Below are 13132 nucleotides of genomic sequence, written 5' to 3'. Positions count from 1 at the left end.
AATGCCTCGAGTGGCTGGTTCGGGCTCGGCGGGCAGCGCCTGTCGCTCGATGATTTCGAGCCGCGCGAGATCGCGATGAATATGACGATCGACGGTGAGATCGTTTCCACCGGAACAGGTTCCGCGTGTCCGGGCGATCCGCTCAATGCGCTCGCCTGGCTGGCTCGGACCGCCCCGGAGTTCGGCGACCCGCTGCGTGCGGGCGAGATCATCCTGTCCGGTGCGCTCGGTCCGATAGCCGCTCCAGTGCCCCAGGTGCGCTCGGAAATCTTCAGCGGCGCAACCACACTCGGAACCGTAGAGTTCACGTTCTCCGACAGCTGAGCCGAGTGAGGGGTAGGACCGGGCGGTTGCCGCGGCCACGATCGCCGTGCTCGGGTCCATCGGCTCGAACCCGCCCCCCTGCACGGCGACGGTGTCGCGGCGCCAGACCCTCCGTGTGCCATGGCATCGACTCCGGAGTTCGGCAGCATCCGCACCATCTCCGGTACCCCGTCGTCGTCGCGTCGGCGGACTTCCCTGCACCAGTTGCTATTCCCGACTCGGAAAGTGAGAATTCCGTGCCCGATTTCCGCCCGCAATCGAACCCGAAGCTGAGCCGTCGCCGCGCGATCGGCGGTGCGGTGGCAGGTACGCTCGGTGCCGCCGCGGCCGCGTCGCTGCCGCGCGCGCAGGCCGCCCCGGCGCGTGCCCAGCAGTCCGCGCCGTCGGGCACCTACCGCATCGACCTGCACGCGCACTTCCTGCCGCCGGACTATCGCGCGGCGCTGCTCGAACACGGTCACCTCACCATCGGTGGCTATCCGACGCCCGACTGGTCACCCGAGCAGGCACTGGCGTTCATGGACTACTACGGAATCCAGGCACAGGCACTGTCGGTCTCCGATCCCGGCGTATCGTTCCTGAGCGGCAAGGAAGCCGCCGATATGGCCCGCTACTGCAATACCTATGCGGCGCAACTGTTCCGGACCCATCCGACGCGCTTCGGCGCATTCGCGGTGCTGCCGATGCCCGACCTCGTCGCCTCGATCGCCGAGGCGACCTACGCTCTGGACGAATTGCACCTCGACGGGGTCATTCTGCTGTCGGCCTATAACGGCGTCTATCTCGGTGATCCGCGATTCGAACCACTGATGGTCGCGCTCAACCAGCGCAATGCCTACGTCTTCGTGCACCCCGCCGCCATCCCCGTCAATGCCGAGCCGAAGCTGCCGCTGCCGGACTTCTTGGCGGAGTTCACCTTCGACACCACCCGTGCGGCCACCATGATGATGGTGACCGGCATGACCCAGCGCTACCCCAATATCCGCTTCCAACTCGCCCACGCCGGTGGCACGCTGCCGTTCCTGTCGCACCGGGTCAGCGTCGCCTCGCAGACGGTACTCGGCGACCTGTGGCCGCAGGATCTGCCCAAACCATCCATCCTCGATACCAAGCGACAGATCGGGAACTTCTACTACGACACCGCCCTGAGCGGATCGGTCGCGGCCATGGCCGCCACCCTCGCCGTCACCGAACGCAACCACATCGTCTTCGGCTCCGACTGGCCCTTCAGCGCCCTCACCCTGCCCCGATCCGGCTCCCACGACCCGGCCCCCGGCCTCAGCGATATCTTCGACGCCGACCAACGCATGGAGGTCGAACGCCACAACCCGCTGCGCCAACTTCCCCGCCTGGCCGAAGCAGTCAACGCGTAATCAATCGGTCGGACCGCACTCGCGCTACCGCCCTCGGACAATCATCGAAGCGGTCGAGCTCGGCTGGGATCACATGGGACCGGTTCCGCAGCGGTGGACTTCGCTGGGCATTGCGGCGCCGCGTGCGCTGTACTTCTGGTGCGGTTAGGTCGGGCTACCCGATCGACACCCAATTCTGCTGGTGCGGTCGATGACTCGGGTCGGAGGCTTGGAGGTAGCGCACGGTGAGACCGGCGAGGGCATGTTCGGGCGGCAAATTCCGCTGGCAGCCAACGGGTTCCGGTGGATCGGCGCCTGATCGAGCGCAATTCACCACCGCAATTCGCGCGATGGATGGGGTTCGACGGAAGCGCTCCCTTCCGTTCTCAACATATAGCGCACCCGGGGGCTTGCGGCAAGACCCGGGTGGTGCTGCAGAATCGCAGACCGAGTTCAGAACCTGCGGAAATGGAGTGCCGAATGCGTGTTGTCGACGAGCCGGGACGCGACGAAACAGTTCGAGGGGAGCGGCGAGTGACCGACACCGACGTGATCATCGTGGGCGCTGGCCCGACCGGGTTGATGCTGGCCGCTGAGCTGCGCTTGGCCGGAGTGCGAGCGCTGATACTGGAGCGGCAGCCGCAGCCGCGAGACACCCCGAAGGCCAGCGGTATCGGCGGGCGGATCCTGGACTTGCTGCGCTACCGAGGCATTCTGGACCGATTCGAGGCAGCAAGCAGCGATCCCAACGTGGCTCCCCGATTTCCATTCGGCAATGTGTACTTGGATCTCACACAACTGGCAGATCCACCAATGCGGGCGCTGCCGCTCCCACAGTGGGAAATCGAGCGACTGCTCGATGAACGCGCAGGTGAACTCGGCGCCGACATCCGTCGTGGACACGAGGTGGTCGGGGTGAGCCAGGACGATGCCACGGTGAGCGCGGACGTGCGCGGGCCGGACGGGCCTTACCAGGTGAGCGCCCGATACCTTGTCGGCTGCGACGGCGGACGCAGCCGGGTCCGCGACATGGCAGGCTTCGCGTTCCCTGGCACCACATATCCGGAGGTCAACAGGCTGGGGCAGGTCACCGTACCCGATTCGCTGACCGTGCTCGACAACGGCGATATCGACGTCCCCGGGCTGGGCAGGATCCGTTCGGGTTTCACACGAACCGATCGCGGTGTGTTCGCGTTCGCGATCATGTCCGGGGTTCTGTCCCTGCAGACCACCGAAGACGAGTCCACCGAATACGACGACGATGAGCCGCTGACCCTGACCGAACTCGCGGACAGCGCTCGCCGCGTGCTCGGCGCGGATCTCCCCTTGGGAGAGCCGATTCGGTTGTCGCGTTACACCTTCAAGGATCGGCAGGCCGAACAATATCGCGATGGGCGGATCCTGCTGGCTGGCGATGCGGCCCACCTGCTCCCCGCCACCGGCACGGCGCTCAATGTCGGCATGCTCGACACGGTCAACCTTGCCTGGAAGCTCGCCGCCGACATCCACGGCTGGGCGCCGGTCGGGCTGCTGGACACATATCACGACGAACGCCACTTCGCGGGTGCACGCGCACGGTTACAGACCCGAGCCCAGGTGGCGCTGCGGCGCGGCCACGACCCAGCCGCCGATGCACTGCGGGAAGTCTTCCAGGAACTGCTCGTCGACGAGTCGGCATTGCGCCGGATGGGAGCCCTTGTCGGCCACGCCGACATCCGCTATCCGATGCCTGGCTCCAACCACCACGCCTTGGCCGGCGCCTTCGCACCCGACCTCACCCTGCACACCGACCAGGGCACAACCACCGTCGCGGTACTCATGCACACCGCACGGCCGATCCTGCTCGACCTCGCCGATCGCCCGGAACTCCGTGAGATCGCCCGAGACTGGCAGCATCGGATAGATATTCGCACCGCAAAGACCGATGATCGACCAGCCGATGCGCTACTGATCCGCCCGGACGCCCATATCGCCTGGGCCGCATCGATCGACGAACCTGCCGACACCGCCGCGCTCGCGCTGCGAGAAGCGCTCTCGAGCTGGTTCGGCGCACCCCTGGAAGCGGCTGTGCCGATCACCCCCGCCTGATCGGCCCTCGAGCACTGCCAGGAGAACAGCCGCAGTTCGTACAGCTCTCTGTGCCTGCCCAGCCGGAGCGTTCGGTAATCGGTACAGCGGCTGTTCTCGGGCGTGCCGGTGGGGCAACTTTCCGTCGGGTCCAATTCGTTCGCCAGGGCAATAGGGATTGCCGCACCGCAAATCGGAAACGCCGAAGGCGATAGATTCGGCGCAATATGCGCATCGCATCTATATCAGCAGATCAAGATCGACAGGCCGGTCGAATGGGAGCTACCGGGAATGCCGTGCTGGTGTGCGTGGTGCCTTCGGGCAGCGTTCATTCGCCGCTCGAAGAATCTATCGATATACGAGGGCGGACGTTGGCACCTTTGTCGGCGCCCGCGATCGGCTTCCTCGGTATCGACAACACCAGTGATGTGGGGATTTGCTACTTCTGTGCGCTGTTGTAGGCGGCTACCACGTCGGCGGAGATTCGGCCGCGGGCCGATACCTTGCGGCCGTTCTTGCGGGCCCATTCACGGATCGCCAGCGATTGGTCCCGGTCGACCGTCGAGCCCAAGCCCTTGCCCACGCCACGCGACTTGGCCACCCGACCGGTGCGACGAGCGTTTTCCGTCCACGGCTCCAGGGTGGCACGCAACTTGCCCGCGTTCTTGGTCGACAGATCGATCTCGTAGATCACGTTGTCGAGGGAAAAGCGAATGGTCTCATCCGCCTTCGATGTGCCGTCGTAGTCATCGACCACCGTGACGGTTACTTTCTTGGCCATGAGCCATCCTTAGCGTAGATGCGGATAATTTCTTCGAATGCTAATTCGGATAGTCTATGCCGCCGAATCCCATTCAAGCCAGTTTACTATGGCCGCACATGCATTTCGCGATGGTCGAGAATTCTGTCGACTCGTGTGTCGGTCCGGCCGTGCGCTCGGTTGCCTGTGTTGGATTCCGCCGAGTGCGCGCGGGCATTCGATGCCCTGTTGGTGCAACGGTTTCCGGCGCATGTCTGTCCACGCGGGAATTGGCCGCCGGACCGGTGCGGAAAGTGTCGCGATCCGGCATTCAAATCGAAATCAGCCGGAATCCGAGCCGTCCTGGCGGCCCGGCGCCGCGCCTGTGGTGGACGCCCTTCGACCGGCTCGACATGTCTTCCTCGGGACCGGAGCCCCGGGACTCATTTCGGTGTGGCTGCCTCGCGGCGTCGGGCGAGCGCCTCGCCTGCGGATGACCCGTCGGCGAGCCCGCGCAATACGCGCAGGGTCGGTTCTATGGGCTGCCCGGCGGTCAGCTGATCCAGCTGTTCGTACAGCGCACTCTCGACGGCAGCGATCTGGCGTGCGACCCGGCGTCCGTCCGGGGTGAGGGTGAGCGAGACGAATCTCCGGTCGCCGGGGCTCACCTCGCGCTGCACCAGTCCCTGGGCCGTCAGCCGGTCGACCAGCCTGCTCGGGCTCGTCGTGGTTTCGCACACGAGCAGCTCCCCGAGGCCGACCAGTGTCAGCGGTCCGAAGTCATCGAGTACGCGCAGCACTTCCGCCTGAGATGGAGTCACACCCAGCGGTCGCAACTGCGCTGCCAGCTGTCGGTTGCCCTCTCGCTGGATCGCCAGAATCAGGTACCGCAACTCTTCCGCGGTCCTCACCGCGCCCGCCTCGTCCGCACCACTGCTCCTGCTCCCACGTAGAACGCTGCCTGAAATGTTACACGACACCTATTGCTCGGCAGTAGATGTCGTGTAATCTAGTGACACGACATCTACTGCAAAGGAGTTACGCCATGAACACCGTCTCGGACCCCATCTCACGCGTGTCGGTCATCAGCACCGGCACGGTCGCCATCCGCCCCGAACATGTCGGACCGACGCGAAAGAACACCTATGTTTGGCTGTTCACCTCACGCCGATGGACCGACCCGAGGCCGATCAATGTCTTCGTCATCGAGCATCGAGATGGACTGGTCCTGTTCGACACCGGCCAGGACCGAGCTTCGGTCACCGACCCCGATTACTTCCCCGGTGGGCTGAACGGGAAGGTCTACTCCCGGCTCGCCAAGTTCGATATCGAACCGGCGCAGACGCTTTCGGCGGGAATCCGCCGCCTCGGGCACACGCTCGGCGACGTCCATACCGCTGTGCTGTCGCATCTGCATCAGGACCACATCGGCGGGCTTCCCGAACTCGGTCGCTCGGACATCGTGATCGACCGGATCGAGTGGGACTCCCTACGCAAACCTCTGCCCGAGGCCCGAGGGCTGATGCCGACCCACATCGACCTGCCCGGCCTGCGCTGGAAGCAAGTGGAACCGGAAGGTCTGGCCGATCCCGCCATCCGCCCCTTCGAGCGCGGACACGATCTGTTCGGTGACGGCACTCTGGTGCTGCTGCGCACTCCCGGCCACACCCCGGGATCGCTGTCGATGCTGGTGCGCCGCCCCGGGCAGCATCCGCTGCTGATGGTCGGTGACCTCACCTACGACGACCGTCTGCTCGCCGAAGGCCACCTGCCGGGAGTCGGCGACAAGCGGCAGATGCGAACCTCGGCAGACCTGGTGAACGAACTCCGCGCGGCACTGCCCGGACTCGTCATCCTGCCTGCCCACGATCCGGGCGTGAGCGCGCGACTGGCGCGCGCTTTGTCGAATCCGCCGGTCGCCACCCGGACGCAGGCGACATCATGAGCAGCGAACAATCCGCGCGAATGCGTGTCACAGCGACTCCGGACCAGGTGCGAGCCGTGCTCCTCGACCCGCTGTCACTGCCCGAATGGAACGCGGCCTTTCTTCGAATAGACGGCCGACCGGAGGCGATGACCGGCGAACCCTATCGGTTGACCGTTCGCCCAGGACTCTCCGGAACCTTCGACTACGTCCGCATCGAACCCGGGCGAATCGACACCCGCTGGAGCGTGCCGGGATTCACCGAGCTCGGCAGCTGGCACATCCAACCCTACGGTGCCGCAACAGAAGTCGAGCACGCATTCGGTCACGAAGGTCCGCTCGCCGCGGTACTCGCTCCGGCCTACCGCTCGGTCGCACGAATACGGCTCACCCGGCTCGCCGCAAGACTCGGCGACACCGCGCCGTCGTCGTCGCATTCCGCTGGGCCGCAATGAGAGCGCCCGACAGCGCGCGCGGATTCGGAGTCCGCGGCAGGTGGTAGTTGGGGCGACGTCCCCATAGCCCCGAGGGTGGTGGGGCCGGAAGATCTCGGGGAGCCGAGCGCATTGTCGACGGCTCGCGCGGCGGTGTGGATCAACGATCGTGACGGCCGGAACAGGACTCTGAGCGGCACCGCAACATCCTGGGCAACTTCTCACGATCGCCCCTCACGTCCGAGGGGCGAACCAGATCTCGAATCCGGCGTTTACGGAGCCAACCGCGTGGATACTCACAGCACGGAACTGCGCCCCCGCTGGTCAGCGGGTCGCAGTGCGGTGTGGTGCCCCCGGCAGGAATCGAACCTGCGACCTAGGGATTAGAAGGCCCTTGCTCTATCCAACTGAGCTACGGAGGCAGTGGGTTCCACGATGGCCGACATTGGCCGTGCTGTCCAGCAGGGCAAGTATAGCGACCGTCCAGATGGCTAGGTTCTTAGCGTTAGCAACATTTCAGCCACCTGCGGCGCATGGGCCGAGCGAGTCGCGGGATGATCGACATCGCACCTCCGATCCGTTAGCCACCATATCGGCCCAAACCCCACCGGGCCACGCATTAACGGCCGACTACGCTCAGTCCCATGTCGTCACCGCAGGACCCGTCCGTCGCACCTGATCTCGAAACGGGTAAATCGGGCTCTGCGGCGACCTTCGCGACCATCACGGTGCTGGCCGGTGCGATCGCGGCAGTGGTCGCCGCGATGATCGTCGGACTGTCGGCGGCGCAGGCGTTGACCCTGCTCGGCATTCCGGATCCCGGACCGCTGACCACCTATGGCCTGCCGGCGCTGCGGGCGCTCGCCGATCTGTCCGCCGCATTGACCGTCGGCTCGCTGCTGTTCGCCGCGTTCCTGGTACCGGCGCAGGCGAACGGACTGCTCGATGTCGACGGGTATCGCGCGGTTCGGCGCGCCTCGAACTTCGCCGTGAGCTGGGCCTGTTGTGCGGCGCTGCTGATACCGCTCACGGTGTCGGATACCACCGGGCAGCCGGTGAGTCAGATCTGGCGGCCGGAGCAGTTGTGGCGCGCGATCGGTCAAGTGGATCTGGCCCAGGCGTGGCGCACGACGGTGGTCTTCGCGCTGATCGTCGCGGTGGGTTGCCGACTCGCGCTGCGCTGGGGGTGGACCCCGGTGCTGTTCGGCGGTGCCGTCGTCACGATGATGCCGCTGGCGCTGACCGGGCATTCGTCCGCGGGCGGTGCGCACGACCTGGCGACCAACAGCCTCATCCTGCACCTGGTTTCCGCCGCGGTCTGGGTCGGTGGATTGTTCGCGGTGCTCGCCTACGCGATGCGCGGCGGCGGGCACACCGATATCGCGGCCCGGCGATTCTCGCTGACCGCCACCATCGCCTTCGTCGTGATCGGCGTCAGCGGCGTGATCAACTCCTGGGTGCGGGTGCCATGGAGCGATCTGTTCACCACCACCTATGGCCGACTGGTGATCGCCAAGGCGTGCGCGCTCGCGGTGCTCGGCGGGGTCGGATATCTGCAGCGTCGCGCCAGTCTGCCCGCACTCGCCGCGAACCCGCGCGACCGCGCCGCGCTCATCCGATTCGGTGGTGTGGAAGCGCTGATCTTCGCGGCCACCATGGGGCTGGCCGTCGGGTTGGGGCGAACGCCGCCGCCACCGCCGACCAGCGTGCCGACCCCCACCGAGGTCGAACTCGGCTACAACCTGAACGGTCCGCCATCGGTATCGCGACTGCTGTTCGACTGGCGCTTCGACTTGATCTTCGGCACGCTGGCCATCGTGCTTGCGGTGCTGTACCTGATGGGGGTGCGGCGGTTGCGTGCGCGCGGAGACGCCTGGCCGATCGGACGGACCATTGCCTGGTTGTCGGCCTGCGCGATCCTGCTCTTCGCCACCTCGTCGGGGGTCGGGCGGTATGCGCCGGCGGTCTTCAGCGTGCACATGGGACAGCACATGGCGTTATCGATGCTGGCGCCGATCCTGTTCGCGCTCGGTGGTGCGGTCACCTTGGCGCTGCGGGCCCTGCCAGCGGCCGGGCGTAACGGCATACCCGGTCCTCGGGAATGGATTCTGGCCGCCGTGCACAACCCGGTCTCGCGCTTTCTGACCCATCCGATCGTCGCGTCGGTGATCTTCGTCGGCGGCTTCTATGCGCTGTACATGGGCGGCATCTACGACTCGTTCGTCGATTCCCATGCCGCGCATCTGATGATGAACCTGCACTTCCTGCTCAGCGGCTATCTGTTCTATTGGGTGGTGATCGGCATCGACCCGAAGCCGCGTCAGGTGCAGCCGCTGACCAAGCTCGGCATGGTATTCGGCTCGCTGCCCTTCCATGCCTTCTTCGGTATCGCGCTGATGAGCATGACCACGGTGATGGGCGGGTGGTTCTTCCGCAGCCTCGCCCTCGGCTGGAACAACGACCTACTCGGTGACCAGCGCACCGGCGGTAGCCTCGCGTGGGCCAGCGGTGAGGTGCCGTTGGTTGTGGTGATGCTGGCACTGCTCATCCAGTGGTCGCGCAGCGACGCCAAACTCGCGAAGCGGACCGATCGGGCCGCCGACCGCGACCATGACGCGGAGTTGGCCGCCCACAATGCCATGTTCGCCGAATTGGCCAAGCGTGATCGAGGAATACGTCATTGAGTTCCATCGAGGTGCAAGCGTGAGTGAGCGGGGTGCCGCGGTGGTGGAGAACAGGCACGCCCGACGGGTGTATCGATCCGATGTGCGCGCGGCGCGCAGACGGCTGGCCGGACAGGTGCGCAAGACGCCGGTATTCCATACCTCGATCGTGGGACCGAACGGGCCCGTCCCGGTCACGCTGAAGCTCGAGTACCTGCAGCATGGCGGGACATTCAAGGTGCGCGGCAGCTTCAACGCGCTGTTGGAGTCGGCCGAACAGGTCGATCAGGTGGTCATCGCCTCGGGCGGGAACGCCGGGATCGCGGCCGCGCTGGCCTCCGCTCGCCTCAGCAAGCTGTGCACCGTGGTGGTCCCGGAGTCGGCGCCGCATACCAAGGTGGCCGCGATGTGGTCCTACGGTGCCGAGGTGCTCTGGCACGGAACGACTTACGCCGAGGCCTACCGCTACGCGACCGAGCTCGCGAACGAGCGGGGCGCCCTGCAATTGCACGCCTACGACCTGCCCGCGGTGGTCGCCGGTGCGGGTGTGGTGGGGCTGGAGCTGGAGGAGCAGGTGCGTGGGCGGCCGCCGGTGCTGGTCGCGGTCGGCGGCGGCGGGCTGGTGGCCGGGATCGCGGCGGCGCTCGGGCGTCGGCAGCAGGTGGTCGGGGTAGAACCCGAGGGAATTGCGACGCTGAACGCCGCATTGCACGCACAGCGGCCGGTGGATGTGAATGTCACCAGCATTGCCGCGGAGTCCTTTGGGGCCAATCGGATCGGGGATATCGCGTTGGATATCGCGCGTCGCTATGACGTGCGGTCGCTATTGGTGACCGATGACGCGATTGCGACGGCTCGTGAATATCTGTGGCGGGAGTTTCGGATCGTCGTGGAACTGACCGGGGCGACCGCGCTGGCCGCCGTGCAGAGCGGTGCGTATGTGCCCGCCGAGGGGGAGCGGCCCGTGATCGTGCTGTGTGGTGCAAATACCGACCTGTCGGTCTTGTAGCTCGCGCCGGTTTCGGCAATGGACACGGCGTCATCGCTCGTCGATCTCACCATCGGGTGATCGGGACCCGGTCGAAGCCGCTCGCCCTCCGTCGATCGCGCCGTATGAAGTGACGACTGTCCACATGTTTCGAAGTTGTCCACATTCGGGAATCGGGGCGGCCGAATGGGGTCCGGAGACGTCAGGCTGAAGGGGTCCTCATATGCGAGGACGGAACACCTGAAGCGATACGTGACGGATCGAAATATAAAGGGGCGCAACGATGTACGAAGCGATGGTGACAGTGATCGGCACGGTCGTGACCCATCCGATCAAGCGCGATCTGACCAATGGGGAGCAGGTCGTGACCTTTCGGATGGCGAGCAATTCCCGGCGGTTCAATCCCGAGACCGGGGAGTGGGTGGACAACGGAACGCTGTATCTCACCGTCAGCTGCTGGCGCCGGCTGGTACTCGGTGTCGACGCCTCCCTACGCCGCGGCGATCCGATCATCGCGCACGGCCAGCTGCGCTCACACGAGTATCGGGGCCGGGACGGCGCGGAACGCCGCGATGTCGAGATGCGCGCCACCACGATCGGCCCTGACCTGTCCCGCTGCACCGCGCAGGTGGTCCGGCGCGCGGTTTCGGGCGTGGCGTCCGGACCCAGTACCTTGGCACGGAATGGTTGTGACCGATCCAGTCCTGATGATCGTGCACGCGTCGACGGCCAGGAGCCGGGGGAGGGCGCGACGTCTCTGTCTTCCGCACCGCCCGAGCTCGCTGATCCCGAGCGCGTCGACGCTTGACCGCGCGGCCGGATACTCGCGGCGACAGTGGTGGCTCTGTTGATATCTGGCGAGGGATGCATCTGACTCTGCTCGTCGATGCACAGCACCACCGCCCGCTCGGGCGAATTATGGTACAGGCCAACAACATCCACCACTTTCTCCACGAATAGCGGGTCTGTTCCAGCGTCAATGCCACCACCTGCTGCACTCGCCGCCGACGAATCCCCCAATTACACAACGAATTTCAGGCGCGGAACACTAGGTGACCTCGGCCTGCAGACGGCCTGAAGGTTCTTGATCTTTGCGCCCTGCGCGATTGGTCGCCTATCCGCCACCAGCAGACGGCTCGCTGCTCGCCTTCGCTCTTGTACTTCGCCGCCCACGCGAACGGCAACGTCGGTATATTCCCGTCCTGATGATCACTGCGCTCGATGCGCGGCGCATTTGTGTACAGCCACTGAGTCGCTCGTGAAGTTCCCGCTTCATCGTCTGGAGTCACGTACTTGACCACCACACTGCCCCCCGACCAGCCAGAGACCCCGTCTGTGGCCTACGACGCATCACCCGGCGCCGCCGATGGACCTCGCGTCCCGCTGTACTCCCCGGAGTTCTCCTCCGATCCGCACCGCGTCTATCGCGACATGCGCGAGCGCTACGGGTCGTTGGTGCCAGTGGACCTGGCTCCAGGAGTTCCCGCGACGCTGGTGATCGGCTACAACCTGGCGGTGACGATACTCAATGACCCCGAACGCTTCCCGGCCGATCCACGCATCTGGGAGAAGAACATTCCCAGCGACTGCCCCGTCCTGCCCATGCTGCAATACCGGCCGACCTCGGTACACAGCGCCGGAGCCGAGCACACACGGTATCGACAGGCGGTTACCGCAGGCCTTGCGGGGGTCGACTTGCACGCCGTGCACACCACTGCGGAACGGATCGCGGTATCGCTGATCAACACCTTCTGCGAAGCGGGTACGGCGGATCTGATCAGCCAGTACGCATTTCCGCTTTCTTCAGCCGTGGTCAACGAGATGCTGGGCTGTCCGGCGCAGATCGGGCAGCGCGTCGCGGCCGGCATGGCGGCGGTCTTCGAGGGCGTCGAAGCGCAGCAAGGCATGCAGATGTTCAGTGAGGCGATCGTCGAGCTGATTGCCCTCAAACGCGCTCAACCCGGCGACGACATCACCACACGGATGCTGAACCATCCGGCCGAGCTCGACGACATGGAGATGGTTCACCAAATGGCCAACCTCTACGGAGGTGGCATCGAACCGCAACAGAACCTGATCATCAACACCCTGCTGCTGATCCTCACCGACGACCGGTTCGCCGGTGGTGTCTTGGGCGGCGGCCTGGCAACCCGCGACGCCCTCGATGAGGTGTTGTTCAACGACCCGCCATTCGCCAACCACTGCCCCAGCTACCCGCGGCAGCCGAGCCTGGTCGACGGCGTCTGGCTGCCCGCTCACCAGCCGGTCATCATCAGCATGGCCGGCTGCAACAATGATCCAGCGGTAAACATCGGCGAGTACAGCGGCAACCGCTCACACCTGGCGTGGGGCGCAGGTCCGCACGCCTGCCCGGCCCGCTCTGTCGCCTACTTGATCGCCCAGGATGCCATCGACCAGCTTCTCGACGCCCTACCCGATATCGAACTTGCCGTGCCCACCGACCAATTGACCTGGCGGCCCGGGCCATTCCACCGATCCTTGGCGTCCTTGCCGGTTATCTTCCCGAAATCCCCTCCACTGAATGTGGTGACAGGGCAATCGTGACACCGGGTCTCGTCGGGGGATTTTCTTCCCCCTCGAGCCGGTCATGGTGACGTTATCGGGGCGGCCTCCCGATGGT

At 65.5% G+C, this 13132-nt stretch carries 10 protein-coding genes, 1 tRNA gene and 1 pseudogene; 9 read left to right on the top strand and 3 right to left on the bottom strand.

The features are described 5' to 3' along the window. Window positions 1-9: 9 nt before the first annotated feature. From ACQP0C_RS33220 to ACQP0C_RS33210, 3 genes and pseudogenes are all read left to right on the top strand, one after another. Window positions 10-324, top strand: a pseudogene (locus tag ACQP0C_RS33220) (fumarylacetoacetate hydrolase family protein); the annotation flags it as partial. Between the two features lie 236 nt (window positions 325-560). Further along, the gene (locus tag ACQP0C_RS33215) at window positions 561-1697 is read left to right on the top strand and encodes an amidohydrolase family protein (protein ID WP_433726454.1); all 1137 of its coding nucleotides are present in this window, start codon (window positions 561-563) and stop codon (window positions 1695-1697) included. A gap of 513 nt (window positions 1698-2210) precedes the next feature. Beyond that, window positions 2211-3764 carry an FAD-dependent monooxygenase gene (locus ACQP0C_RS33210; RefSeq protein WP_433726452.1) on the top strand — a complete coding sequence of 518 codons (1554 nt, stop codon included), beginning with the start codon at window positions 2211-2213 and terminating at the stop codon, window positions 3762-3764. Window positions 3765-4182: 418 nt separating this feature from the next. Here ACQP0C_RS33210 and ACQP0C_RS33205 read toward each other — a convergent pair whose 3' ends face one another. Beyond that, window positions 4183-4524, bottom strand: a complete 342-nt coding sequence (locus ACQP0C_RS33205; protein ID WP_433726450.1) for a histone-like nucleoid-structuring protein Lsr2 — start codon at window positions 4522-4524, stop codon at window positions 4183-4185. A 401-nt stretch (window positions 4525-4925) separates the two neighbouring features. Further along, window positions 4926-5393, bottom strand: coding sequence for a MarR family winged helix-turn-helix transcriptional regulator (locus tag ACQP0C_RS33200; protein WP_433726448.1), 468 nt, complete (start codon window positions 5391-5393; stop codon window positions 4926-4928). Between the two features lie 134 nt (window positions 5394-5527). Between ACQP0C_RS33200 and ACQP0C_RS33195 the strand changes: the two genes are divergently transcribed. Beyond that, complete coding sequence (locus tag ACQP0C_RS33195) at window positions 5528-6427, top strand: N-acyl homoserine lactonase family protein (RefSeq protein WP_433726446.1); 900 nt, start codon at window positions 5528-5530, stop codon at window positions 6425-6427. 20 nt (window positions 6428-6447) lie between these two features. Next, a complete protein-coding gene (locus ACQP0C_RS33190; RefSeq protein ID WP_433726444.1) occupies window positions 6448-6861 on the top strand; it encodes an SRPBCC family protein in 414 nt (137 codons plus the stop codon). Between the two features lie 324 nt (window positions 6862-7185). Here the strand turns inward: ACQP0C_RS33190 and ACQP0C_RS33185 are convergent. After that, a tRNA-Arg gene (locus ACQP0C_RS33185) sits at window positions 7186-7262 on the bottom strand. A 222-nt stretch (window positions 7263-7484) separates the two neighbouring features. Here ACQP0C_RS33185 and ACQP0C_RS33180 point away from each other — a divergent pair. The 4 genes from ACQP0C_RS33180 to ACQP0C_RS33165 all read left to right on the top strand — a co-directional run bounded on the left by ACQP0C_RS33180 (window position 7485) and on the right by ACQP0C_RS33165 (window position 13056). Continuing rightward, the gene (locus ACQP0C_RS33180) at window positions 7485-9524 is read left to right on the top strand and encodes a cytochrome c oxidase assembly protein (RefSeq protein ID WP_433726442.1); all 2040 of its coding nucleotides are present in this window, start codon (window positions 7485-7487) and stop codon (window positions 9522-9524) included. A gap of 19 nt (window positions 9525-9543) precedes the next feature. Continuing rightward, window positions 9544-10512, top strand: coding sequence for a threonine/serine dehydratase (locus tag ACQP0C_RS33175; protein WP_433726440.1), 969 nt, complete (start codon window positions 9544-9546; stop codon window positions 10510-10512). 262 nt (window positions 10513-10774) lie between these two features. After that, on the top strand, window positions 10775-11299 hold the full coding sequence (locus ACQP0C_RS33170; RefSeq protein ID WP_433726438.1) for a single-stranded DNA-binding protein: 525 nt from the start codon (window positions 10775-10777) through the stop codon (window positions 11297-11299). A gap of 623 nt (window positions 11300-11922) precedes the next feature. After that, window positions 11923-13056 carry a cytochrome P450 gene (locus ACQP0C_RS33165; RefSeq protein ID WP_433726436.1) on the top strand — a complete coding sequence of 378 codons (1134 nt, stop codon included), beginning with the start codon at window positions 11923-11925 and terminating at the stop codon, window positions 13054-13056. The last annotated feature ends 76 nt before the right edge of the window (window positions 13057-13132 follow it).

It is taken from the genome of Nocardia sp. CA-129566, assembly GCF_050956075.1.
Taxonomy (GTDB): Bacteria; Actinomycetota; Actinomycetes; order Mycobacteriales; family Mycobacteriaceae; genus Nocardia.
Note: the sequence above shows the minus strand (reverse complement) of the source record. Positions and strands in the feature narration are given on the sequence as shown.